This is a genomic window from Parasphingorhabdus sp., assembly GCF_048267785.1.
Classification (GTDB): domain Bacteria; phylum Pseudomonadota; class Alphaproteobacteria; order Sphingomonadales; family Sphingomonadaceae; genus Parasphingorhabdus.
Map to the genome: position 1 here is coordinate 87,192 of NZ_JBLWWU010000010.1, position 24,715 is coordinate 111,906.

Below are 24,715 nucleotides of genomic sequence, written 5' to 3' on the forward strand. Positions count from 1 at the left end.
AAAGCCGGTGCTAAGCGCTCGCGCTTGCTGAAATGAATGTCAGTAAATGACTGTTGTGTCCAAATTGATCGGGGTATCCCTTAGCGGCTAACCAATGTCCGTAGAATCAACCGAAAGCGCAGGCGCGCAGGGCAGCACGGTGCAAACCCATGGCTCGCCCCAGCGTAATACAGCCATTGCCAAACTGGCCGCGGGCGCGATTGGAATCGTGTTTGGCGATATTGGTACGAGTCCGCTATACGCGTTTCGCGAGACATTTATCGGGGCGCATCCGCTGGAACTGGACCGCATCCATGTTCTCGGTGTGGTCAGTCTGATCTTCTGGTCGATGACGCTGGTGGTGACAATTCAATATGTCAGCATCACCATGCGCGCGGACAATAAGGGGCAGGGCGGCAGCCTGGCACTAGTGGCGCTGATATCCGGGGTGATGCGACGATCGAAATATGGCTGGCTGGCGATATTGCTTGGCGTATTTGCGACGGCGCTGTTCTATGGCGACAGCATGATCACGCCGGCGATTTCGGTCCTTTCCGCAGTCGAAGGATTAACCGTTGTCCAGCCCGGACTGGGCCATCTGGTCATCCCTATCGCGCTGACCCTGCTGGTATTTCTGTTCCTGATCCAGTCTCGCGGGACCGCCAAAATCGGGGCGCTGTTTGCGCCCGTGATGTTCGTCTATTTTGCCGTGATCGGGACGCTCGGGATCATTCAGATTATCGAGCATCCCTCGATACTTTTTGCCTTCAACCCCTGGTATGCAGTCCAGTTTTTTATCACGGACGGGGTAAAGGCTTTCCTTGCCCTCGGCTCTGTCGTTCTCGCGGTGACGGGCTCCGAAGCCCTGTTTGCTGACATGGGCCATTTCGGCAAGAAGCCGATGCGGGTTGCCTGGTATGGTTTCGTGATGCCGGCTTTGCTGTGCAATTATTTCGGTCAGGGCGCGATGATCCTGTCGCTTGATGCAGCTGGCGCGGCTGCCGCGATCGAAAGTCCGTTCTTCATCATGGCGCCGGAAGTGCTTCGTCTGCCGCTGGTTATCCTGGCGACCATGGCGACATTCATTGCCAGTCAGGCTGTTATTTCGGGCTCTTTCTCGGTGACGCATCAGGCGATCCAGCTCGGCTTCATTCCCCGTCTGACGATCAAGCACACCAGCGCGTCGGAAGCGGGGCAAATCTATATTCCCTTCGTCAATTGGGCGATCATGATTGCGGTCATCCTGCTGGTGCTGACCTTCCAGAGTTCGAGCAACCTGGCCTCGGCTTACGGGATTGCGGTTACCGGCGCGATGTTCATCGATACCTGCCTGCTGGCCATCGTGATGGTGGTTCTTTGGAAATGGAAATTGTGGATCACCATTCCGTTGCTGGCCGTTTTCTTCATCGTCGACGGTGCTTATTTCGCGGCCAACCTGACCAAGGTTCCCGATGGCGGCTGGTTCCCGCTGGCCGTTGGTGGCGTCGCTTTCATCATCCTGACGACATGGGCCAAAGGACGTCAGATCATGCGGAAAAACATGGCGGAAGCGGCCATGCCGATCGAGATCTTCACCAAATCAGCCGCCAACAGCGCCACCCGGGTTCCCGGAACGGCCATTTTCATGGCTTCCTCTTCGGCTGGTGTCCCATCGGCGCTGCTGCACAATATCAAGCATAACAAGGTCATCCACGAACGGGTGGTCATTCTCACCGTCAACATCAACGATGTTCCGACGGTCGATGCCGACAAACGCTGCGAGGTGAAGGATCTGGGCAACGGTTTCTACCGGCTCATTCTCCATTTCGGCTTCATGCAGGAAACCGATGTGCCCGAGGCGCTGAAAGCGGTGAAGGGCTGCGGCATGGAATTCGACATGATGACCACCAGCTTCTTCCTGTCGCGGCAGACATTGTTGCCGTCGAAAAAACCGGAGATGATGATCTGGCGGGAGAAGCTTTTTTCCTGGCTGCTGCGCAACGCGGCGACGGCGATGGAATTTTTCAAGCTGCCGACCAACCGGGTGGTGGAACTGGGCAGCCAGATGGAAATTTGACGGCGACGCGAACCGCCCTCCATCCGGCTTTTCTCCGGGTCAAATATTTGGTGGCCTATCCGGGCGCTGTCTACTAAATAGCGGCCATCTGATTCTCGCTACAGGAATTGCTCATGCGCATCGCCATTGCCTCCGATCATGCCGCCATTGATATGAAAGCCGCTCTGGTAGACTGGTTGAATGAGGCAGGCCATGATGTCACGGATCTTGGTCCGATGACCGGCGACAGCGTTGATTATCCCGACTATGGTTACAAGCTGGCCGACGAAGTGGCCTCAGGCCGCGTCGAGCGAGGCGTGGCGCTGTGCGGTTCCGGTATCGGCATTTCGATGGCGGTCAATCGCAATCCGGCCTGTCGCTGCGCCCTGGTGTCCGAAGGCTTGTCGGCGAGACTGTCTCGCGAACATAATGACGCGAATGTCATCGCCATGGGCGCAAGGCTGGTCGGCATCGAAATCGCCAAAGACTGTCTCGACATCTTTTTGAAAACCCCATTTGGCGGCGACCGGCATCAGCGCCGTGTCGACAAATTGTCCGCACCACAAGCCCAAGGAGTAAGCGCATGAGCAACGTCGCAGATATACAGGATATCAGGCAGACCGGTTTCTTCGATTTTTCGGTCGAGGAAAGTGATCCTGCGGTTGCCGGTGCCATCAACGCGGAATTGTCGCGCCAGCAGAACCAGATCGAACTGATCGCATCGGAAAATATCGTTTCTAAGGCGGTGCTGCAGGCGCAGGGCTCTGTCTTCACCAACAAATATGCCGAAGGCTATCCCGGCCGTCGCTATTATCAGGGTTGTGCGCCGTCGGATGACGTCGAAACTCTCGCGATAGAACGCGCCAAGCAATTGTTCGATTGTGGCTTTGCCAATGTCCAGCCGCATTCCGGCGCGCAGGCCAATGGCGCGGTAATGCTGGCGCTGGTCAAGCCGGGTGATACCATTCTGGGCATGTCGCTCGATGCAGGCGGCCACCTGACCCATGGTGCGAAGCCGGCCCAGTCGGGCAAATGGTTCAATGCGGTCCAATATGGCGTGAATGATGACGATCATCTGATCAATTATGAAGAAGTTGAAGCCTTGGCCAAGGAGCATCAGCCGAAATTGATCATCGCCGGTGGTTCTGCCTATCCGCGTGAAATCGATTTTGCCAAATTCCGCGCGATCGCCGATTCCGTCGGTGCCTTGTTCATGGTCGACATGGCGCATTTCGCCGGACTGGTTGCCGCCGGATTGCATCCAAGTCCCCTTGGCTATGCAGACGTCGTGACCACCACGACCCACAAGACCCTGCGCGGACCGCGCGGCGGGATGATTTTGACCAATGACGAAGCCATTGCCAAGAAAATCAATTCCGCGGTTTTCCCGGGTCTGCAAGGTGGGCCGCTGATGCACGTGATTGCCGCCAAAGCGGTGGCATTTGGCGAGGCACTGCGTCCAGAGTTCACAAGCTATTGCGCTGCCGTGATTGAAAACGCGAAAATTCTGGCAGCTACGCTCAAGGAACGCGGCGCCGATGTGGTTGCTGGCGGTACCGATACCCATCTTGCGCTGATCGATCTGTCGCCTCTTGGGGTTACCGGGCGCGACGCCGATGAAGCGCTTGAACGGGCCGGCATCACCTGCAACAAGAACAGCATCCCCAATGATCCGCAGCCTCCGATGAAGACGAGCGGCATTCGGGTTGGATCTCCTGCCGGTACGACCCGCGGCTTCGGTCCGGCAGAGTTCAGACTGATTGGAGATATGGTGGCCGATGTGCTGGACGGGCTGCGCGAAAAAGGTGAGGGCGGTGATCCCGCCGTGGAATCGGACGTGCGGGAGCGGGTTCAGGCACTGTGTGATCGTTTCCCGATATACCCGACCTAAGTAGAAAGCTCGAACATGCGTTGCCCCTTTTGTGCCCATGACGACAGTCAGGTCAAGGACAGCCGTCCGACCGAGGACAATACGACGATCAGACGCCGGCGGCAGTGCGAAGGCTGCGGCGCGCGGTTCACGACCTTTGAACGCGTGCAATTGCGCGAGATAACGGTGGTCAAGAGCGAGGACCGCAAGGAACCGTTTGACCGGTCGAAGATTGACCTGTCGGTGTCCCTCGCTTGCCGCAAGCGTGGTCTGGCGCAGGAACAGATGGATCAGCTGGTTTCGGGCATCCAGCGCCAGCTGGAAACCAGTGGCGAAACCGAAATCCCTTCCCAGAAAATCGGCGAGATGGTGATGGACGGCCTGAAGGCGCTCGACAGTGTTGCCTATATCCGTTTCGCTTCGGTCTACAAGGATTTTACCGAAGCCAAGGATTTCAAGGAATTTGCAGGCACGCTGAAAGATGTCGGCGGGGCGTGAGCAGTCATCCCGCCATCATATTGGTGAACCCGCAACTTGGCCAGAATATCGGCAAAGCGGCACGGGCAATGCTGAATTTCGGCCTGACCGAAATGCGCATTGTCAAGCCACGGGATGGCTGGCCCAATCCGGATGCCGGTCCATCGGCTTCGGGCGCAGACCAGGTTCTTGAGCAGGCGCAGGTGTTTGAAACCACGGCTGAGGCGGTGGCGGATTGTGCACATGTCTATGCCACCACCGTCCGCAAGCGCGGGATGACCAAGCCGGTGCTAACGCCCTGGGAAGCCGCCGAAGACATGGCGCAGGCAAGCGGGCAATCCGCGATCTTGTTCGGACCGGAACGGGCCGGTCTGGAAATTGTTGATGTCGAATTGGCGCGCAAGATCATTACCGTTCCGATCAACCCCGAATTTGGATCACTCAATCTGGCGCAGGCGGTCATTCTGGTGGCCTATGAAATATCCAAAATGGATAGTGCGGCCAATGTCCAGCCGACGCTGGAAAAGAAAATGGCCGAACCGGCTCCGCAGAGAGAGCTGGATATGTTTTACGAGCATCTCGAGCGTGCGTTGGACAAGAACGGCTATTTCTATCCCGCTGAACGGGCTGCAGCGACAAAAGTCACGCTTCGCAATATGCTGACCAAGCCGGCCTGGACGAATGAAGAGGTCAAGACGTGGCGCGGTGTTATATCTTCGCTGGAACGGCCGCCGCGCAAGGACAAGGCCGGAAAATAGCCACGGAAGCGTCTATTTGCGCAGCTGGTCCCATTTTTGCAATTCGTAGCTGATCGATGATTCGATCAGCATCTCCCAGATGGCCGCCATGGTTGGCACCGGAACGCCCGCTTCTTCCGCCCGTTGCTTGACGTGCTGCAAAACCGCTGCCTTGCGGTCTTCATCACGCACGATATTCCGGTCCTGCTTGATCCGCGCGGCGGCATCCATGCAGGCAAAGCGCTGCGCCATTAAAGCAATAATTTCCGCGTCGATACGGTCGACCTGCTCGCGGACATCGGTCATGGTTTCCATGGGTGGCAATGGCTGGCTATCATTCATGCTCGCGCATTAATCACCGCTCGACGGAGAGTCGAGGCTTCTGTTCCATAAATGCAAGTTTTTCGAGACCCGCTTTGCTGCTCCAAGAGTGTTGACATTGGCCGGTTTGCTCGCCATAGGCGCGCTCTTGCAATTGGCCCCGTACCCCGGTGAAGCGGCGGCCGCATCAGGACGAGTGTTTTGATGGTGCGCTCCGGGAAGACTATGAAACAGCAAATCAGGAGTCATTGATATGACCAAACGTACCAGTTCCAAGTATAAGCTCGATCGCCGTATGGGCGAGAATATCTGGGGCCGCCCCAAATCTCCCGTCAATCGTCGCGACTATGGTCCTGGCCAGCACGGTCAGCGCCGCAAGGGCAAGCTCTCCGACTATGGTATCCAGCTGCGCGCCAAGCAGAAGCTGAAAGGCTATTATGGCGACGTGACGGAAAAGCAGTTCCGTCGTGCCTATAAAGAAGCCGCAGCGATGAAAGGCGATACCAGCCAGAACCTGATCGGTTTGCTCGAACAGCGCCTCGACATGGTTGTCTATCGCGCCAAGTTTGCCCCGACCATTTTTGCTGCCCGTCAGCTCGTCAGCCATGGCCATATCCGCGTGAACGGCGTTAAATGTAATGTCGCATCGCGCAAAGTTGTACCGGGTGACGAGGTTTCGCTTAGCGACAAGGCCAAAGAAATGCTGCTGGTTATCGAAGCCCAGAGCCTGCCAGAACGCGATATTCCGGAATATGTCAATCCAGACGGCACCGACAAGGTGACCTATGTCCGTATCCCGACACTGGACGAAGTGCCTTATCCGGTGACCATGGAACCCAATCTGGTCGTCGAATTCTATTCGCGCTGATTGATTATAACGATATTTACAAAAAGGGCGGCCCCGATGGAGCCGCCCTTTTTTTTCATGCTCCGGTTATTTGGGTAGGAAATCTGAGGATTTTTGCAACATTTCGGCGCGTACACGGGCATCATGAAGGCCGTGTGTAAGCTTTGGATATTCGTAAAAGGTCACAGATTTGCCAGCGCCTTTTAGCTTTGATTCCATCAGTCGGCTCTGCGCGACATCCACATTCTGATCGTAATCGCCGTGGAAGAGCAACACCGGCGCCGTTATTTTCTCTACATTCTGCGCAGGAGATCCCTCCTTGATATGTGGCCCGCTGCCAATGAAATCCCGCTCCACAGCGCCACTGTAATAGCCTTTTGATTCCGACTTGAGTTGAGACAAATCCGTAACCGGAGCGATCGCGACGACGGCCTTGAATAGGTCCGGGGCCAGAACGGCCGATTGCAGCGCGGCATAGCCACCATAAGACCAGCCGACGATAGAGAGCGCCGAAGGTTTTGCAATCCCCTCTGCTACAAGCCAACGTCCCGCATCGGTAATATCTCCAATGGACGTTCTCCATCCCTGAAAACCGTTTTTCTGATACCAGGCATCGCCATAGCCTGAAGATCCACGGAAATTCGGTTGCAGAACCGCATAGCCCTGACTGGCAAAATATTGCGATAGCCAGTCGAATCCCCACTCATCCCGGGCTTCCGGTCCGCCATGGGGCATTACGATGGCCGGAATATTCTTGCCGGCCCCTTGCGGTGGCAGCGTCAGATAGGCAGGAACTCGGGTGCCATCCGCGGCAGAATAAACGACCGGTTTGACGATTGCCAACTTTTGCGATTCAACCAACGGGCGTATACCCAGAAGGGGCCGCATCTGTTTGCTGGTCCGGTCAAACAGATAATATTGTCCCGGATCGGTGTCGGATGCCGCCAAGAGCAGCAACTTGCTCTCATCCTGACTTGAGTCGATGAAATTGATCGATTTCGATCCACCGAGCGCTTTGCTCAATGCACTCGCCAGAGCTGCAAGTTCGGTGTCAAAATATTCACCGATGCGCTTTTCCTTGGCGTAGCTGACGCCGACCACCCGATTGGCTCGACCAATTCTAATCAGCTGGTCCACATCGACTTCCTCATCGGAAAAAATAACGTCCTCTTTGCCGATTCCATCAAGGGATTTGGCCACCAAAGCGAGTCTTCCATTGACGGGAGCAAATCCAAGGGCACGGTTTTTATCTTTTTCAACGGCATAGGGATTGAAGCCCTTGCGTTTGGCGAAATTATATTCGCCAAGAGAGAACCATTTCCCGTTAGCCTGATAAAAATATTTGATCTCGCCACTGTCCAGTTCGGTCCTGCCCAGCTTGGTCCGCATACCCTTTATCCGGACATTGCCCTGGCCATCGGTGATGAACTCCACGGCTTCTTCGGTGGGGCGCTCGACAAATTTGGATCGCCCTGTTTTGGTATCGATTTTTTCGACTGCGAGCCCCTCATCCTTGTTCCCGATCCGCGAACCGATGCGAACCTCTTCCAGATGATATCGCGTCATCAGGACCTGATTTTCTTCCTGTGGAAGCCAGTCGATCACCCGGCCACCGCTAAGGCTCAGTCCGAGAGCGGTGGAATCATGCCGTTTCGACAGTAAAACCGGATTGCTGCCATCGCTGTTTATCGCGATCATTCTGCTGAACCCGTAAAGATCGCCAGAATTTTCCTCGACGCCACCGATCTGGCACGCCATCCGTTCGTTCGATACCCAGTTGCACCATTGCAGACCTTCCGGATCACCTGATGCGCGTGTCACTCTTTTCGGATTGCTCTGTGCCGCGTTCAGATCGATTGCGAATAAATCTGTCATGGTTCCAGGACCGGGCGCAATGAAGGAAACTTTCGTGCCATCCGGTGAAAGGCTGATGTCATAAACAGCCGGCACAGCGCCGAATATCTGCGCTGCACTACGCTGTTTTTCAGCATCCTGAGCAAACGTCGCTGTTGAAATAGCGCCCAGACTAAAAATTAGAAGACGTGAAATATTACGCATGACCCCCCCATTATTTTGCAATTTCGATAAATTTACACCCTCTGTAAAATTCAATCTGAACGAAGATTGCCTGTCTGACAATCGCAGTTTTCTGAACGGCGGTTTTCGTTGGATGGCTTTTCTTGCTTCCCGCGCGCCGCTCTGCCAGAGTAAGGCATATATTTTTTATCGGGAACCGCATCGAAATGAAAAAACTTCCAGTCTTGATCATGGCCGCGACAGCATTGTCGCTGTCTGCCTGCAAAAAAATAGATGATGTAGGCGAGCAATCTGCCTTGCCCGACATCGCAGCGCCCGAACTCTCCGTCGAAACCATGAAATCGATTACCGAGGAGCTTTCCTCCGATGCTTATGAAGGCCGCGCACCCGGCACACCGGGCGAGGAGAAGACGCTTGCGCTGCTGACCAAGAAATTTGCCGAAGCCGGACTGGAGCCCGGCAATGGCGATAGCTGGTTACAGGACGTACCGCTGGTCGGGATTACCGCGAAGAACATGACGCCCCTGAAAATCAGCGGCGGCACGAGCGATCTGTCATTCAATTATGGCAGCGATTATGTCGTGGCGAGCTATCAGGAACAGCCAAAGATTGATTTGGCCGATAGCGATATGGTGTTTGTCGGCTATGGCATAAACGCGCCCGAGCGAGGCTGGAATGATTATGACGGCGTTGATGTGAAGGGCAAGACCGTGGTCGTGCTCGTCAATGATCCGGATTTTGGCACAGAGAGCCTCGAAGGCGAATTTGGTGGCCGGGCGATGACCTATTATGGTCGCTGGACCTATAAATATGAGGAAGCGGCCCGGCAGGGTGCGGCAGCGACTCTGATCATTCACGATACCGATCCCGCAGCCTATGGCTGGAATGTCGTCGAATCGAGCTGGACGGGCGAACAATTCTACCCCCAGTCAGCCAATGGCGGCGCTGACCAGACGAAATTGAACGGCTGGATCCAGAAAGATGCGGCTGCCAAGATATTTGCAGCGGCTGGTCAGGATTTGACCGCGCAAATGGCGGCGGCGAAGAAAAAGGGGTTCAAGGCGATTGACCTGAAGCAGAAAGCCTCGGCTTCGCTGGAGAATGACATCAAGAAAACCGACAGCAAGAATGTCGTCGGCATTTTGAAGGGCAAAACCCGCCCGGATGAATATGTAATCTACACGGCGCATTGGGACCATCTGGGTCGCTGCAAGCCGGCGCCGGATGGCGATGATATCTGCAATGGTGCTGTCGATAACGCGACCGGTACCGCCGCACTGGTTGCTCTGGCGGAAGCCTATGCCAAGGCAGGCGCGCCAGATCGCAGTGTTATTTTTCTCGCTGTAACGGCGGAGGAGTCCGGTCTGCTCGGGTCCAAATATTATGCCGACAATCCAATCTATCCGCTGAGCCAGACGGTTGGTGGCGTGAATATGGATGCCTTCGGCATGGCCGGGCCCGCGAAAAATGTGATTGTTGTTGGCAAGGGCAAGTCCGGGCTCGACCGCTATCTCGAAGCGGCGCTGACGGTTGATGGTCGTGTCGCCAAAGCCGAGCCGACACCGGAGAAGGGCTATTATTATCGGTCCGATCATTTCAGTTTTGCCAAGCTTGGCGTGCCGATGATCTATTTCGAGGGTGGAGAAGATCTCGTCGATGGCGGCCGCGAGGCGGGTGAAGCCCTGGCCAAGGACTATACTGAAAACCGTTATCACGGCCCCAAGGATGAATATGATCCGAACTGGGACTGGACCGGCGTGATGGGCGATCTGAAAGTCTATTATACCGTCGGCCGGATGCTGGCGATGACCGAAGACTGGCCCAACTGGAACGAGGGTGACGAATTCCGCGCGGCGCGGGACAAAAGCCGCGCAGGCAGTTAAACGCGGACGCCCCGCATGACCAGATGGCCCGCAGAATGGGAGCCGCATCAGGCGGTCTGGATCGGCTTTCCCGGTAATCCCGCGGAATGGCCGGTGGACCGGGAAGGGGCGCAGCATGAGGTCGCCGCCTTTGCCAATTCGATAGCCGATGACGGTGCGGGAGAGAGCGTCATATTGGTGTGCCGCTCTGCTGCCGACGAGGCCATCGCCCGCGCACTGGTCGGGCCTTGTGTGACTATTGTCGTCGAATCTTTCGGAGACATCTGGTTGCGTGATAGCGCGCCTGTATTTGTCAGCACGGCGCAGGGGCTGCTTGGCCGGAATTTCAGGTTCAACGGCTGGGGCGGAAAATTTCGCATGGCCGGTGATCAGGATATCGGCGAGCGACTGGCGAAGCGTTTTGATCTGCCGTTAAGCGATCAGGACTGGATCCTGGAAGGCGGCGCTATTGACGGGGATGGTGCCGGTCGACTGGTGACGACGGAGCAATGCGTCCTCAACCCCAATCGCAATGACGGACTTGACAGGGAGCAGATTTCTACGCGCCTGCGCGATGCCTTTGCTGTACAGGATATATGCTGGCTGGGGGACGGGCTGGTCGCAGACCATACTGATGGCCATGTCGACAATCTTGCCCGCTTTGTGGCACCTGCTACCGTCGCAATCCCGCAAGCCGAAGGGCGGGATGATCCCAATGCCGAGATTTTCGAAGATGCGGCCGCGAGTGCAATCGCTGCGGGTTTGCAAGTCGTCCGCTTGCCATCGGCGGGCCAATATAGAATCGATGGCGCGATAGCGCCGGCAAGCTATATGAATTTCTATATCGGGAATACCGTGGTAGCGGTGCCGCAATATGGGACCGAAAATGATGCTGCCGCAGTTGATCGGATCACCGCGCTTTTCCCCAACCGCAAGGTGGTCGGACTATCCAGCCGGTCGCTGTTGCGCGGTGGCGGCAGTTTCCATTGCATCTCGCAACAGATTCCGCTGCAGGCCTAGTGCGCTCTCGCCTGTTCCGCCAATTTAGCCAGTCTATCGCAATTGCCCGAAAATTGATATTGTATCGCCCAAGACGTCCCGTAGTGATAGCGTCAGGAGAAATGACCGTGGCAAGTTTGAGAGGAAAACGAACATGAGAAATTTACTGATCGCGAGTGCGTCGCTGGCCATGTTGGGGATGACCGTTCCCGCCGCCGCTCAGCACTACCAACAAGACGGTAGCAAAATGGTCGACAGCACCCTCACAGCGGTTCTGGCCAATGATCGTCGTTCTGGTGACAAAGCGCGGGATGTCTATCGCCATCCGGCAGAGACGCTCGGTTTCTTTGGCGTCAAACCTGGGCAGACAGTCGTCGAATATGGGCCGGGCGGTGGCTGGTACACGCGTATATTGGTGCCATATATCGCCGGTAGCGGACAATATGTTGCGGTCAACGCGGACAGTTCGAAAAGCAGCTTTCCAAACCGTGCCCGTGAGGCGCGAATCAAGGGGTGGCCTGAAAGTTTTCCCGAGACAGCGGCGAAATGGACCGGTGTCGACGCCGACAAGATTTTGGCTTTCGAAAGCGACGAGATGCCCGATGAGATGAAGGGCAAAGTCGACCGGATTTTGATCTTCCGGTCGTTGCACGGCATGTTGAACAATAATCAGGCGGACTCCGAATTGCGCGCTTTACGGGATATGCTGACCGACGATGGCATGGTTGGGATTGTCCAGCATCGTGCCAAGAAGGATGCACCCTATGCGATGTCAAACGGCAGCAAGGGCTATCTGAAACAGGAATCGGTCGTGGCCCTGTTCGAACTGAACGGTTTTGAACTGGTCAGCGAGTCCGAAATCAATGCCAATCCGGCCGACACGTCCGACTATGAGCGCGGCGTCTGGACCTTGCCTCCGGTGCTGGCGTCAGGCGACACGGACAAAGCAAAATATCAGGCGATCGGTGAATCCGACCGGATGACATTATTGTTTAAGAAGCGCCCTTAAGCCGCTAATGGGGCTGCTATGACCAAATTATCCGTAGCAGTCCTGCAGCTTCCTCTGGGCGGCGATGAACAGGCGAACATCTTTGCCGTCAGCGGCCTGATTGCCGAAGCCGCGGAGCAGGGGGCCCAGATCATTCTGCCACCCGAACTGTTTGCCGGACCTTATTTCTGCAAAACCGAGGATGAAGCGCTTTTCGCTCTGGCCCAGCCAGTGGGCGAAAGCACGCCGGTGCTCGCCATGCAGAAGCTTGCCAAACAATATGGCGTGGCGATCCCCGCCAGTTTCTTCGAACGCGACGGCCAGCATCATTATAACAGTCTTGCGATGATCGGTCCCGATGGCGAGATCATGGGCGTCTATCGCAAAAGCCATATTCCCGATGGCCCCGGCTATGAGGAAAAATATTATTTCCGCCCCGGCAATTCGCGGTTCAAGGTCTGGGACCTGTTCGGCACCCGGATCGGCGTCGGGATTTGCTGGGATCAATGGTATCCGGAGACCGCCCGGGCGATGGCGCTGATGGGCGCGGAAGTGCTCTTCTATCCCACCGCGATCGGATCGGAGCCCTATGACGCGGACCTCGACACCAGCCGCATGTGGCGCCGCGCTATGCAGGGCCACGCGGTGAGCAATTGCATGCCGGTGGTTGCCAGCAACCGCATCGGCGTCGAAGAGGGGCAGGCTTTCTACGGCCACAGTTTCATCACCAATGAATGGGGCGATCTGGTGACCGAATATGGCTCGCAGGAAACTGGCGTGTTGACGGCTTCACTCGATCTTGAACAGGCGCGCAAGCACCGCGCCGGCATGGGTTTTTTCAGAGACCGGCGGCCGGAGCTTTATGGGCGGCTGGCCGAGGATATATAGGCCGCCTGCTCGAACACGTCCTCGAACATCTCTACCGTCAATCGCCGGGTATTCACATTGTACCGGCTGCAGTGATAACTGTCGATCAGGGTGCGTCCGTCGGGTAGCGCGTGCTGTGCGCCGTGGGCGAATTTGTGATCGGCGAGTTTTGCGCCGGACAGGCGAATGATGCTCTCGTGAGCGATCCTGCCTAGTGCCAGGATGATTTTCAGGTCAGGCAATCCGTCGAGCGCCTTGGCAAGATAGGGGCGGCAATTGTTGATCTCTGCGCCGGTCGGCTTGTTCTCCGGCGGCAGGCATTTGACCGCGTTGAGGATGATCGCGCCGTTCAGGGTGATCCCGTCTGCCGGGTCATTGGCGAACACACCATCGACAAAGCCATATTTGGTGAGAGTGGCGAACAGCATCTCGCCAGAGGCGTCGCCGGTGAATGGCCTGCCGGTCCGGTTTGCGCCTTCTGTACCGGGAGCGAGCCCCACGACAGCCAGCCATGCCTTCGGGTCACCAAAGGCGGGCACGGGTGCGTTCCACCAGTCTGGATGGTCTTGGCGCAAGGATTTGCGCAGGCCAACCAGTCGCGGACAGCGGCGGCAACCCTTCGGGGCTTCTGCAACAGGAAGAGGGGTAAAAAGAAGGGGGCCATGATCGCTCACAGCCCCCGCCTAATTTCAAACGGACATATCGTCCAGATGATTAGTCTTTCAGTTCAGCCGGAACGATGCCACCAGCAGCGGCAATCTTGTTCATCACCTGCTTGTGCAGCAGGATATTGTCTTCGGCCGAACCGCTATAGTCGCTGTTGCCGAGTTCCTGTGCCAGTTCCTTGCGGTTGCCATAGCTGGCGTCAATCTGGACCAGCTTCATCAGGTCGACAATCGAAGTCCGCCAATTGAGCTTGTCCGAACCCGGGATATTGTCGAGACGGGCCTCAACGTCCACTTCGCTTATCGCGGTACGAGTGGCCGGTGCGTCGGCGACGGGTGCCGACGTCACTTCGGGGGCTGCTGCCTTGGCTTCACCGCCGAAAATGGCGTTCTTGATTTTTCCGAAAATACTCATCTGTTGTTCCTCTATATATTAGGGGCCTTATAGTTCCATGATCGTCTAAACCTGCCCTTGACTGAATATCTCGGAGCTAGGGGTCGCTGAGTCAATTGCCGTTCTCCGGCAACGGCGCATATCCGCCACACCAAAGGTGTAAACACTGGTAAACCCGCGGATTGGCCGGTTTCTACCGCGAAAATATGCTAAGGACCTGACAAGGAAAGAATCGAACCATGCCGTCACGGCAATGAAGGAGAGCGACGATGAATATTATGGATATGCTGCAGCAGTCGGGCGGCATTGGAACGATGGCGAAGGAACTGGGTGTCAACGAAAGCGTCGCACAAGCGGGCGCCGCAGCATTGTTGCCTGCCATATTGGGCGGTTTCAAGAAAACCACGCAGGCGCAGCCCAGCGGTCTCGACGGACTGGGTGGATTGCTTGGCCAACTGGGCGGCGGCGGACTGCTGGACAGTGTGCTTGGCTCGGAGCCGACTCCGGTTGAACAGGGCAATGAAGTGCTCGGTCAGATATTCGGTTCGAAGGAAGTCAGCCGTACGGTCGCAGCGGGCGCGGAGCAACAGACCGGGATCAGCAGCGATCTGCTAAAGAAAATGCTGCCGGTGGTTGCAATGATGGTCGCCGGATATATGGCCAAGCAGAGTACGGATAGCGCCGGCAACGGTGGCGGCTTGGGCGGCCTGCTCGGCGGGTTGCTTGGTGGCGGCAACAACGCTCCATCTGGCTCCATGGGTGGGCTGGGTTCGCTTCTCGACCTGAATGGTGATGGTAATCCGCTCGACGATATCATCGGCATGGCCGGAAAACTTGTGCGCTAAACCAACCCCTGTTGAAGGATGAAGACTATGAATATGTTCGAAAAAGTCATGGATATGTTGCCGGAAAATTTCAGCATTGACGAAATTGCCGAAAAAGCAGGCATGACGGCCGACGAAGCGAAAAAAGGTGGTGAAGCACTATTTGCAAAGTTGCGGGATGGCAGCACCGATAAAATGACCGCTGTCAAGGAAGCTGCTGCCGAAGCCGGTGTAGACGCCGAAAAGCTCAAGGGACTTTTGCCAGCATTGGCCGAGAAATCAGGCCTTGATGGCGAAGGGAGCCTGATGGACAAGCTGACCGGTGATGATGGCCTTCTGGGCAAGGTTACCGGGTTTCTTGATCGTGATGGCGACGGCAATCCGATCAATGACATCACCAATATGGCGAAGGGCTTCTTCAAGAAATAGGTTTGGATTCCCGTTGAACGGGGTCCGCTAGCGCTTCCAGTCTGAGTATCCCGCCTTCTACGGCGGCGACCTTTGCAATCGCGCCTTTTTCCATATCGGGACCTTTTGCAGGCCATTCGCCATCACCGACTTTCACCCGCCCGCTGGTCGAGGAAACTGTCTCGACAACGGTTACGGTTGTTCCGATCAACTGTGCCGCGCGATTGTTGAGCAGCGGATTTTCGCTTTCGACCTTGTGCGTCAGATACCATCGCCGCCCGCCGAGCACAGCGGCTATGGTGGCAAGCCCGAATACGGTAAGCTGACCGGCAAAAGTCATGTCGATAAACAGCGACAGGACTCCGGTTACCGCTGCGGCGGCGGCCACCCAGATCAGAAAGACGCCCGGCACGAACAGTTCGGCCAGCGCCAGCAAGGCGGCCAGCCCCAGCCAGAGATATTCCGGATTGTTCAATGTGAGATCATCCATGGCTCATGCTCCGCCCTTTGCGGGTCCCGCTAATCCTGATTGTCAAAAGGCCCCTTTCGCCGGGGCGGGGGCGTGATCGCGTGTCCATCTTCGCCCAGCGCCTCTTTGGCGAGGGCGCCGATACCGCCGAGCGATCCGATCAGCTGGGTTGCCTCTACCGGGAACAATATGGTTTTCGCGTTCGGGGATGTTGCGAATTTCTCGACCGCCTTCACATAATCCTGGGCGACAAAATAGTTGATCGCCTGCGCATTTCCGCTGGCAATCGCTTCGGATACCATCTGGGTTGCTTTCGCTTCGGCCTCGGCTTCGCGTTCACGGGCCTCGGCATCGAGGAAGGCCGATTCCTTGCGGCCTTCTGCCTGCAGGATCTGACCCTGCTTCTCGCCTTCGGACCGTAGGATTTCGGAGGCGCGAGCGCCTTCCGCATCGAGAATATTGGCGCGTTTCTCACGCTCGGCCTTCATCTGCCGCGCCATTGCATTGACGATATCCTGCGGCGGACGGATGTCCTTGATTTCGACCCGGGTGATCTTGATGCCCCAGGGCGTGGTCGCGTCGTCGATCACGGTCAGTAACCGGGCATTGATCTCGTCGCGCTTGGAAAGTGTTTCATCAAGGTCCATCGAACCCATGACTGTGCGCAGGTTCGTGGTGACAAGATTGAGGATCGCATTGTAGAGATCATTGACCTCATAGGCGGCCTTGGCTGCATCGAGCACCTGGAAGAACACCACGCCGTCGGTGGAGATCATCGCGTTGTCCTTGGTGATGATTTCCTGGCCCGGAATATCGAGCACCTGTTCCATCATGTTGACCTTGCGACCGACGCGATAGAGAAACGCCGGATAGAAATTGAACCCGGGCTGGGCGGTCGTTGTGAAACGGCCAAAATATTCGATTGTGTAGTGATAGCCCTGCCGGACGATTTTGATGCTCGCAAAAAGATAGATGATGGTGACCAATAGCACCAGTAAAAGCAGCGGAACTCCCATATTCATTCTCCCAACCGAACCATCTCATTATCATTGATTATTTGTCGAATAATGCCAAGGAAAAAGCATATTATCTGTATTAACAGAAAGGTTATAACCGCAATGCGTATCCTTGCCCTATTGCTCTTTTCGGGTCTGGTTTTTTCCGGCGGCGCACGTGCCGAGGTGATTGGCGAGGCGGACCTGCTTAAGCATATCGAGGTTCTGGCGAGTGACGCATTCGAAGGACGAGAACCCGGTACCATCGGCGAAAACAAGACCGTCAACTATATCGCCACGCAATGGGCACAGGCGGGGCTGAGGCCCGCGGGCGAAAAAGATAGCTGGTACGCGCCGGTGACGTTGGTGGAGCGTGTTCCCCAAAGTTGGCTGATAGGCTTTCATGCGGGGAACCTGGGCAAGGCCGTCCGGGTGCGTCAGGACGAGATCATCTTGCGGGGGCGTGGTCCGTCCGTCCGGCTATCCGGTGTGCCGGTGGTCTTCGCCGGTTATAGCGATCCCGGGCACGGGACACTGACGGTGGCAGGGAAACTTGTTCTTTTGCCCAGCGAGCCGCCAGAAGATAGCGATAGCCTGTGGGCCTTTCGCAATCGCAAACTTCAGCTGATCGAGAATGGAGCGGTCGGAGTGATATCCATCATTGAAGAGGAAGGTCGCTGGCCCCGATATCAGCGCTTCTACCAGCGAGGGGCGACGAGTTTATCTGATCCTGAAAACCACGCGCTGCTCGAAGGCGCGATGAGCTACGGCCAGTTCAGGAATCTGGTAGAGCAATTCGGCCTGGATGCAGAAAAAATGCTGTATGACAGCGAGTCCCTTTCTATTGTCGATCTTGGCCTGAGCGCGGACGCGAACGCGACAACCGATGTCCGGTCCTATCTGTCTCACAATGTGGTCGGGAAGCTTCCCGGTATTGATCCCGCCAGCGGTGCTGTGCTCTTCGTGGGGCATTGGGATCATTTTGGTATATGCCGCGTCGAAGATCCGCAGGAACCTGACAAGGACCGGATTTGCAATGGAGCGGTTGACAATGCCAGCGGTATATCCTTGCTGATCGAAGCCGCCAAAGTCTTGGCCGGCGAAGATCATGACCGCGATATATATTTTCTGGCTACCACCGCCGAGGAGAAAGGCCTGCTTGGCGCCCGCGCTTTTGCGGCGCATCCACCGATCGCGCTGGAACAATTTATTGCAGTGTTCAACGTCGATACGATCGCGCTTTCGGATGACGGCAAGAAAATCGCGGCCGTTGGCATAGGCGAGTCGAGTCTCGATCAGGATATCGAGCTCGTCGCCGAGCAGGAAGGGCGTGAAATTGACCGCAGCGGCAAGGCGGATGCCTATCTTGTACGGCAGGATGGCTATGTTTTTCTCGAACGCGACATCCCAGCCTATATGATTACCAGCGCTTTTGCTGATGAGGAACGACTTCAAGCTTATATAAATGGTCCCTATCATTATGTCGGTGACGAGGTGGGAGGCGCTTTGTTGCTGACTGGTGCAGCGGCAGACGCCAATTTCCACGTCGCGCTGGGCCGTTATTTTTCCTCCACCGCGACATATCCCGGAAAAGCCACTAGCGGTTCCGGCGATAACTGATTACATGGGCCGCCACAGAATCAAATTCACGACAGCGGAAAGTGGCGACAATGAGCAGCTCAGGCAAATATAAAGAAATCCGGTTGGGGCTGACCTTTGACGACGTCCTGTTGCGACCGGCTGCATCCGATATCGTGCCGAGCCAGGCCAATACCAAGACCAATCTGACCAAGCTGATCGGGCTGAATATTCCGATATTGTCTTCTGCCATGGATACGGTGACGGAATCCGACATGGCCATTGTGATGGCCCAGATGGGTGGCATCGGTGTCTTGCATCGCAATCTTACCCTTGAGCAACAGACCGCTGCCGTGCGGCAGGTGAAACGCTTCGAGTCGGGCATGGTGGTCAATCCGATCACCATCGCACCCGATGCCACTCTGGCAGAAGCGCAGGCGACCATGGAGCAGAACCGGATATCCGGTATTCCGGTGGTCGAGAAGTCGGGCAAGCTGGTCGGCATATTGACCAACCGCGACGTCCGCTTTGCCGAAAACCCCAAGCAGCTGATCTCCGAATTGATGACAAAGGATAATCTGGCGACGGTTCCGGCGGGTGTGAATCAGGAAGAAGCGCGGCGTACCCTGCACCAGCGGCGGATCGAGAAATTGCTGGTGGTCGATAATGACTATCGCTGCGTCGGCCTGATCACGGTCAAGGATATTGAGAAAGCCGTCACTTATCCCAACGCCACGAAAGACGAAACGGGACGTTTGCGCGTTGCGGCGGCATCGACCGTCGGCGAAAGCGGACTCGAACGGACCCAGGCGCTGATCGACGCGGAATGTGATCTGATCGTGGTTGATACCGCTCATGGTCATAGCGCCATGGTCGCTCGCGCCGTGGAAGATATCAAAAAGCGCTCGAACAATACCCAGATCATTGCCGGCAATGTGGCGACCGCAGCGGCGACCCGCGCGCTGATTGATGCAGGGGCGGACGGTATCAAGGTCGGCATCGGACCGGGTTCGATCTGTACCACGCGAGTCGTCGCCGGCGTCGGTGTTCCGCAGCTTACCGCGATCATGGAATGTGCGGAAGAAGCGGAAAAATCCGGCATTCCGGTCATCGCCGATGGTGGATTGCGGACATCGGGCGATGTTGCCAAGGCGCTGGCCGCCGGTGCATCAGCCGTAATGATCGGGTCATTGCTTGCCGGCACCGAGGAAGCGCCGGGCGAGACCTTTCTCTATCAGGGCCGTGCTTACAAAAGCTATCGCGGCATGGGTTCCGTCGGCGCTATGGCGCGGGGATCGGCAGACCGCTATTTCCAGCAGGATATCAAGGACCAGATGAAGCTGGTGCCGGAAGGTATCGAAGGGCAGGTGCCGTTCAAGGGACCGGCGCGCGATGTTATTCATCAGCTGGTCGGCGGCGTGAAAGCGGCCATGGGTTATACCGGTTCGGCGACGCTGGAAGATTTGCGGGAGCGGGCCGAATTTATCCGCATTACCAACGCCGGATTGCAGGAAAGCCACGTCCATGACGTCGCGATCACCAGAGAAGCGCCAAATTATCCCACGCGTTAGGACCTTTGCATGGATCTCGTAATCGAGGCGAAGATATTGCTGCTGATGTTTGTCTGGCCTGCGGGGCAGGCGGACAACACTCCGCTTTGGACAAATGATGTCTATTCGACGTTCGAAAGTTGTGAAGAAGCGGCTTCCGAGCGGAAGGCGATGGTCGAGACGGAATATGGATCGGATGCGCGGATAGTATATTATTGTTTCGACGCCGACGATCGCATGGACAAGTGACCCCTTCGGCAAGGCTGCAAGCCGCGATAGAGATGCTCGACTGGATCATTGCCGCGGCGCGCGACAATGGGGCGTCTGCGGACAATATCGCCAAGAAATTCTTCAAGGAACGCCGCTATGCCGGATCAGGTGATCGCCGCGCCATTCGCGAACTGGTCTATTCCGCCATCCGGCGCTGGGGCGACCGGCCGGAAAGCGGCCGGCAGGCCTTGCTCGGACTGGTGGAAGAACGCCCCGAATTGCGCGAGCTTTTTAGCGGTTCCAACTATGGCCCTGCGGCGATCGCAGAAGGGGAACCGGTCGCCAGCGGAGCGCAGGTTCCGGACTGGCTGGTGGACAGGTTCGCCAGTTTGATCGACGAAACCGAACGGACAGCATTGTTCGATCGTGCGCCGCTGCATGTCCGGGTCAATGGGCATCGTTCAACGGATATGGAAGTCAAATCGGCATGGCCCGAAGCCATCGCTCTTGCCTTGCCGCACGGCTATGAACTGCCTGCCGGCAGCCAGCTGGAAGACAAGGCGCTCTTTCGCGAAGGCGCCATCGAGATTCAGGATCTCGGCAGTCAGGCCATTGCCATGGCAGGCGCCGCTGCCAGGCCGCAGCTTGTTCTGGACCTATGTGCAGGTGCCGGTGGAAAGACCCTGGCATTGGCGGCCATGCTGCCTCCGGAAAGCAAGATTATCGCGGCGGACACGGATCGCGGCCGGTTGAGCCGGATAGAGCCCCGCAAGCGCAGGGCTAGTGCCCGTAATATCGAGACGATTTTGCTCGCACCGGGCAATGAAATGGAAGCGCTTGACCATCTGAAAGCCAGTTGCGATCTGGTGTTGATCGATGCACCCTGCAGCGGGACGGGAACCTGGCGGCGCAACCCCGAGCTGCGCTGGCGGATGACGCCAAAGCGGCTCGATCACACGACGGAACTGCAGCAAAGACTTATGGAACTCGGCAGCGACATGGTAAAGCCGGGGGGAAATCTGATATATGCGGTTTGTTCGTTGCTCGACGCGGAGGGTGGTGACCAGACTGACAAGTTTCTTGAAAACCATCCGCAATGGCGGGAAATATCGATTGATTTGCCGGTTGGCCGCCCATATCGTAAAGGTACACTTCTCTCACCGCATCATGACGGAACGGATGGCTTTTATTTTACGTGCCTCGAAAAATTGTGATAGCAAATCATGTTAAGCCAGCATGCAGGTGAATCTGGCTATGGTCGCGAGAGTTTAATGGAGCTGATTATGCGTTTTTCACCGGCAGTTATTGCCTTGTCCCTCGTTTTCGTCACGGTTTCCAGCGCCAGTTTCGGCCAGTCTGCCGACGTAGAAATCAAGCCACGCTCGGTTGAATATATGCAATTGGGTGAAGCGGCGCAGAAACGCGGTGAACTGGACCTTGCTGCGGACCTCTACGAAACGGCGCTTGTCGTCGATCCGCGCAACGGTTCGGCTTTCATAGCCTTGGCGCAAATCGCCCGGGTGCAGAAATTGCCCGGCAAGGCGATCCGTCTGTATCGCGAGGCGCTCATATTGGACCCCAACAATCTCGACGCCTTGGCAGGGCAGGGTGAGGCCCTTATCCAGCGGGGCGCATTGGAAAAGGCTCGGGTTAACCTGTCGCGGATTGAAACCCTGTGCCGGTCACGCTGTTCGCAAAATGATCAACTCGCTAGTGCCATCAAGCTAGCGGAGAAAAAGCCGGTCCTGTCTGCCGAAGCGGTTACGCCAAAGCCCAAAGTTGGTGATGAGGAGCCAGCAGCCGACACGCCCTGATAGCGGCCAGTTCAATCGTTCAGAAATCATAGACCAGCGTTGCACGGCTGAGTGTATCGGTTTTGATACTGCCCGCTGCAGGGTTGGTTTCATGTTCTATCGTATAGGATAAACGTGCTGAAAGAGAGCCGAGAAGCTTTGCGTCAAGCGCTGAGGTCGCCGTGAACGTTGTATTGTCACTATCTATGACGGCAGCGGCCGAAGTAAATCCTTTTGCGTCACTGGCATAGGTCCCTCCTGCATCCTGAGAAAATTTCAGATGGTCGGAAATTTTCCAGTCCAGATCCAGTCCGACCAAAGCGGCAAGGCTGCTTTTGGTTTCACCCTCGACGAAATCGGTTATCCGAATTGCGGGCCCTGCCTTGATCGTGATGCGCAGGTCCTTGTTTTTGACCAGTTCATAACCGAGTCCGCCTGACACGGTGTAGCGGGCAGAAAATCCCTGAAAACGGTCCCGCTCAAATTGCGCCAGACCATAAGCGTAAAGGCTTTTGTCGAACTTGTAATTGGGCTCGATCGTCGCGCTCAACTGATCGCGGGTCGTTACACCGGCACTGCGTTGATAGTCGGCGCGCGCCTGAAAATTCAAACGCCATTTTATGGCGTCCTTGGCCAGTTTGACGCCGCCGGAAAGACCCAGATTGCTGGTATTCCCGGTTGAACGAAAACCTCCCAGTTCCCCCTGGCCTTTCCAATGTTCAAAGAAACCGGCCTCCTGTTTCTCGCGCAGCTCGGCTTCGGCTTTCGCTGCCAGTTGCGCATTATAGCTCGACATGATGGCATCGATTTCAGCGTGATCATCCGGATTGGTGGCTTTGGCCAGTTTTGCAACAGCCTGCACATCCTGTTTGTTGCCGGACGCAATGGCCGCGTCGATCATTGCTTTAACCGGTTCCGGTAGTGCTGCACTGGCGGGCGCGGAAATGCTGGCCGCAATGATGATTACGGCTGCGGAGGCTGATCGGGGCATAGGGAATCTCGCTTACTCGAACTAAATCAGCGGCAAAAACTCTTTCAACACCGCACGATACAGATCTCTTTTGAAGGGAACGATGATATCTGGCAAGCCTTGGGGATCAGTCCATTTCCAGTTTTTGAATTCGGGATGCTCGGTCTGGATATTGATATTATCATCCTGACCGGTGAAACGCATCAGGAACCAGTTTTGCCGCTGGCCACGATATTTCCCTTTCCATATCTTGCCGAGCAGCTCGTCCGGCAGGTCGTAGAGATATTCTTCGTTGCTGCGACCGATGATCTTGACAAGATCGGTAACAATGCCGGTTTCCTCCCGAAGTTCGCGCAAGGCAGCAGCTTCGGCGTCCTCGCCTTTATCGATTCCGCCCTGAGGCATTTGCCAGGCATCGGGATATTGACTGTCAGCCGCGTCCAGCCGCTGGCCAACGAACACCCGGCCGTCCCGGTTTGCGAGCATGATACCGGCACAGGGACGGTAGGGGAGACTGCTAAAATCGATTTTACTATACCTTTCTGAAACGATGTATCGCCCTGAAAATCGGGCAAGCCGCCGACGAGTCTGCGGTCAAGTCAAACCATCGGGAGGCTCGAGCGCGATTATAGCGCATTAATCCGTACCGGTTCTAGCGATTCTTGTTTTTGAATTGAAGCTTTTGTCGAGACAGCAGATTGGTTGGATAACGCGTGGATATTTCTGGAGTATCTCCTGGCGGGGGCAGATTTATGAATCGAGAGACGACAGCAACGTTTTCCACGCTGCGATCATCTTGTCGACATCGCGTGCTGCGGATGGCACAGCTTTGCGAATGTTGATGAAGCCGTGCACAATGCCGGGCATTTCGATGAAATTGGTGTTCACGCCATTCCGGACCAGATCAGCGGCATATTCACGACCTTGGTCGCGAAGGGGGTCGAGACCCGCGGTGACGAGCACCGTCGGCGGGGATTTGGCAAGATCGCCCAAATAAGGCGAGACATAAATATCATCATCCTTTGGCGCATAATGGCGGTCAAAATATTCCATGCTTTCTTTGGTGAGCAGAAAACCTTCCGCAAATTCATTCATGGATCCGCCTTCTGCATCCATGCGGGTTGCAGGATAGATCGGAAATTGGGCGATGATCGGAACGGCAGCCGGCTCGGTTGCCAGCACTTGCCCGACCACCAAGGCAAGATTTCCACCAGCGCTATCGCCGCATGGAACCATGCCGCTGATGTTGAGCTTGAGCTTGTCCTGATTGGCAGCAACCCACCTCGTCGCCGCAAGACTGTCGAGCGGAGCGGCGGGGAATGGCGCTTCCGGCGCGAGCCGATAGTCTACCGCGACGACCGGAATATCCATTTCGCGTGCGATATAAGTGCAGAAACTATGGTGGGACTCGAGGTCACCGATTACAAAGCCACCGCCATGATAGAAGATGATGACGGGAGTTTTCGCGCTGCGCTCGGCCTGACTATCATATAGCCGCAGTGCTATGTCGCCGGCAGGACCAGGGCAGGAAAAATCTTGTATCCGCGGGAGATCGACTGGGTCGGCTTCCAGCATTGTCGCCATCATATTGTACATTTCGCGGGCTGCAGCGGGCTCGACCTCGGACATCAGCGGCTGGTCTGATTGCGCCATCATAGTCAAAACCATCTGCACATCAGGGCGCACAAAAGCATCGGTCATCTATCATCTCCAGCCATTTAATTAACCGATTAGATCAGCCTGCATTGATTAGGCAAGTGCCAATCGCGCCTGGCGTCCCAAACAAATGCTTTATCCCTATTAGTTTTTGTGGTTTGAAGGATGACGCATTGCTGCTCTA

The 24,715-nt window shown here is 56.2% G+C and carries 26 protein-coding genes; 17 read left to right on the top strand and 9 right to left on the bottom strand.

The window, feature by feature from the left end:
- Positions 1-94 precede the first annotated feature (94 nt).
- From ACN0VD_RS09980 to ACN0VD_RS10000, 5 genes are all read left to right on the top strand, one after another.
- Positions 95-2,035: a potassium transporter Kup gene (locus tag ACN0VD_RS09980; RefSeq protein WP_417593795.1), complete on the top strand. Its 1,941-nt coding sequence runs from the start codon at positions 95-97 to the stop codon at positions 2,033-2,035.
- A gap of 113 nt (positions 2,036-2,148) precedes the next feature.
- Positions 2,149-2,601, top strand: coding sequence for a ribose 5-phosphate isomerase B (rpiB, locus tag ACN0VD_RS09985; protein ID WP_417593796.1), 453 nt, complete (start codon positions 2,149-2,151; stop codon positions 2,599-2,601).
- The gene (gene glyA, locus ACN0VD_RS09990; protein WP_417593797.1) at positions 2,598-3,905 is read left to right on the top strand and encodes a serine hydroxymethyltransferase; all 1,308 of its coding nucleotides are present in this window, start codon (positions 2,598-2,600) and stop codon (positions 3,903-3,905) included. The genes rpiB and glyA overlap by 4 nt, the downstream gene beginning before the upstream one ends.
- A 15-nt stretch (positions 3,906-3,920) precedes the next feature.
- Positions 3,921-4,382 (top strand): transcriptional regulator NrdR, encoded by a 462-nt coding sequence (nrdR, locus tag ACN0VD_RS09995; RefSeq protein WP_339689574.1) that lies wholly within the window; start codon positions 3,921-3,923, stop codon positions 4,380-4,382.
- Positions 4,379-5,119 (top strand): RNA methyltransferase, encoded by a 741-nt coding sequence (locus ACN0VD_RS10000; protein ID WP_417593798.1) that lies wholly within the window; start codon positions 4,379-4,381, stop codon positions 5,117-5,119. The genes nrdR and ACN0VD_RS10000 overlap by 4 nt, the downstream gene beginning before the upstream one ends.
- A gap of 12 nt (positions 5,120-5,131) precedes the next feature.
- On the opposite strand, the gene ACN0VD_RS10005 is transcribed toward ACN0VD_RS10000, so the two are convergent.
- Entirely contained in the window at positions 5,132-5,440 is a 309-nt protein-coding gene (locus ACN0VD_RS10005) for a chorismate mutase (RefSeq protein WP_417593799.1), read from the bottom strand.
- A gap of 232 nt (positions 5,441-5,672) precedes the next feature.
- Between ACN0VD_RS10005 and rpsD the strand changes: the two genes are divergently transcribed.
- Complete coding sequence (gene rpsD, locus ACN0VD_RS10010) at positions 5,673-6,287, top strand: 30S ribosomal protein S4 (RefSeq protein WP_417593800.1); 615 nt, start codon at positions 5,673-5,675, stop codon at positions 6,285-6,287.
- Between the two features lie 66 nt (positions 6,288-6,353).
- Here rpsD and ACN0VD_RS10015 read toward each other — a convergent pair whose 3' ends face one another.
- Complete coding sequence (locus ACN0VD_RS10015; protein ID WP_417593801.1) at positions 6,354-8,324, bottom strand: alpha/beta hydrolase family protein; 1,971 nt, start codon at positions 8,322-8,324, stop codon at positions 6,354-6,356.
- A 185-nt stretch (positions 8,325-8,509) separates the two neighbouring features.
- Here ACN0VD_RS10015 and ACN0VD_RS10020 point away from each other — a divergent pair, with 185 nt between their 5' ends.
- From ACN0VD_RS10020 to aguB, 4 genes are all read left to right on the top strand, one after another.
- Complete coding sequence (locus ACN0VD_RS10020) at positions 8,510-10,186, top strand: M28 family metallopeptidase (RefSeq protein ID WP_417593802.1); 1,677 nt, start codon at positions 8,510-8,512, stop codon at positions 10,184-10,186.
- A gap of 15 nt (positions 10,187-10,201) precedes the next feature.
- Positions 10,202-11,185 (top strand): agmatine deiminase family protein, encoded by a 984-nt coding sequence (locus tag ACN0VD_RS10025; protein ID WP_417593803.1) that lies wholly within the window; start codon positions 10,202-10,204, stop codon positions 11,183-11,185.
- 133 nt (positions 11,186-11,318) lie between these two features.
- Positions 11,319-12,173, top strand: coding sequence for a class I SAM-dependent methyltransferase (locus ACN0VD_RS10030; RefSeq protein WP_417593804.1), 855 nt, complete (start codon positions 11,319-11,321; stop codon positions 12,171-12,173).
- Between the two features lie 18 nt (positions 12,174-12,191).
- Positions 12,192-13,040: an N-carbamoylputrescine amidase gene (gene aguB / locus ACN0VD_RS10035; protein ID WP_417593805.1), complete on the top strand. Its 849-nt coding sequence runs from the start codon at positions 12,192-12,194 to the stop codon at positions 13,038-13,040.
- Here the strand turns inward: aguB and ACN0VD_RS10040 are convergent.
- Together ACN0VD_RS10040 and ACN0VD_RS10045 are read right to left on the bottom strand one after the other, a co-directional pair.
- A complete protein-coding gene (locus ACN0VD_RS10040) occupies positions 13,013-13,693 on the bottom strand; it encodes a uracil-DNA glycosylase (RefSeq protein ID WP_417593806.1) in 681 nt (226 codons plus the stop codon). The genes aguB and ACN0VD_RS10040 overlap by 28 nt on opposite strands.
- Positions 13,694-13,733: 40 nt before the next feature.
- The gene (locus tag ACN0VD_RS10045) at positions 13,734-14,099 is read right to left on the bottom strand and encodes a DUF3597 domain-containing protein (RefSeq protein WP_417593807.1); all 366 of its coding nucleotides are present in this window, start codon (positions 14,097-14,099) and stop codon (positions 13,734-13,736) included.
- A gap of 248 nt (positions 14,100-14,347) precedes the next feature.
- Here ACN0VD_RS10045 and ACN0VD_RS10050 point away from each other — a divergent pair, with 248 nt between their 5' ends.
- Complete coding sequence (locus ACN0VD_RS10050; RefSeq protein WP_417593808.1) at positions 14,348-14,923, top strand: DUF937 domain-containing protein; 576 nt, start codon at positions 14,348-14,350, stop codon at positions 14,921-14,923.
- Positions 14,924-14,950: 27 nt separating this feature from the next.
- Positions 14,951-15,331 carry a hypothetical protein gene (locus ACN0VD_RS10055; RefSeq protein ID WP_417593809.1) on the top strand — a complete coding sequence of 127 codons (381 nt, stop codon included), beginning with the start codon at positions 14,951-14,953 and terminating at the stop codon, positions 15,329-15,331.
- Here the strand turns inward: ACN0VD_RS10055 and ACN0VD_RS10060 are convergent.
- Together ACN0VD_RS10060 and ACN0VD_RS10065 are read right to left on the bottom strand one after the other, a co-directional pair.
- Entirely contained in the window at positions 15,321-15,800 is a 480-nt protein-coding gene (locus tag ACN0VD_RS10060; protein WP_417593810.1) for an NfeD family protein, read from the bottom strand. The two genes, ACN0VD_RS10055 and ACN0VD_RS10060, sit on opposite strands and share 11 nt — an antisense overlap.
- 29 nt (positions 15,801-15,829) lie before the next feature.
- Positions 15,830-16,795, bottom strand: coding sequence for an SPFH domain-containing protein (locus ACN0VD_RS10065; RefSeq protein ID WP_417593811.1), 966 nt, complete (start codon positions 16,793-16,795; stop codon positions 15,830-15,832).
- A gap of 102 nt (positions 16,796-16,897) precedes the next feature.
- On the opposite strand from ACN0VD_RS10065, the gene ACN0VD_RS10070 reads away from it, so the two are divergent.
- The 5 genes from ACN0VD_RS10070 to ACN0VD_RS10090 all read left to right on the top strand — a co-directional run bounded on the left by ACN0VD_RS10070 (position 16,898) and on the right by ACN0VD_RS10090 (position 21,926).
- Entirely contained in the window at positions 16,898-18,394 is a 1,497-nt protein-coding gene (locus tag ACN0VD_RS10070) for a M28 family peptidase (RefSeq protein ID WP_417593812.1), read from the top strand.
- A gap of 50 nt (positions 18,395-18,444) precedes the next feature.
- Positions 18,445-19,923 (top strand): IMP dehydrogenase, encoded by a 1,479-nt coding sequence (gene guaB / locus ACN0VD_RS10075; protein ID WP_417593813.1) that lies wholly within the window; start codon positions 18,445-18,447, stop codon positions 19,921-19,923.
- Positions 19,924-19,932: 9 nt separating this feature from the next.
- Positions 19,933-20,151: a hypothetical protein gene (locus ACN0VD_RS10080; RefSeq protein ID WP_417593814.1), complete on the top strand. Its 219-nt coding sequence runs from the start codon at positions 19,933-19,935 to the stop codon at positions 20,149-20,151.
- Entirely contained in the window at positions 20,148-21,326 is a 1,179-nt protein-coding gene (locus tag ACN0VD_RS10085) for an RsmB/NOP family class I SAM-dependent RNA methyltransferase (protein WP_417593815.1), read from the top strand. Before ACN0VD_RS10080 ends, ACN0VD_RS10085 begins: the two co-directional genes overlap by 4 nt.
- Positions 21,327-21,395: 69 nt before the next feature.
- The gene (locus ACN0VD_RS10090; protein WP_417593816.1) at positions 21,396-21,926 is read left to right on the top strand and encodes a tetratricopeptide repeat protein; all 531 of its coding nucleotides are present in this window, start codon (positions 21,396-21,398) and stop codon (positions 21,924-21,926) included.
- A 19-nt stretch (positions 21,927-21,945) separates the two neighbouring features.
- Here the strand turns inward: ACN0VD_RS10090 and ACN0VD_RS10095 are convergent, their stop codons facing one another.
- From ACN0VD_RS10095 to ACN0VD_RS10105, 3 genes are all read right to left on the bottom strand, one after another.
- The gene (locus ACN0VD_RS10095; protein ID WP_417593817.1) at positions 21,946-22,896 is read right to left on the bottom strand and encodes a DUF481 domain-containing protein; all 951 of its coding nucleotides are present in this window, start codon (positions 22,894-22,896) and stop codon (positions 21,946-21,948) included.
- Between the two features lie 21 nt (positions 22,897-22,917).
- On the bottom strand, positions 22,918-23,403 hold the full coding sequence (locus ACN0VD_RS10100; RefSeq protein ID WP_417593874.1) for an RNA pyrophosphohydrolase: 486 nt from the start codon (positions 23,401-23,403) through the stop codon (positions 22,918-22,920).
- A 222-nt stretch (positions 23,404-23,625) separates the two neighbouring features.
- Complete coding sequence (locus tag ACN0VD_RS10105) at positions 23,626-24,576, bottom strand: alpha/beta hydrolase (RefSeq protein WP_417593818.1); 951 nt, start codon at positions 24,574-24,576, stop codon at positions 23,626-23,628.
- Positions 24,577-24,715 lie beyond the last annotated feature (139 nt).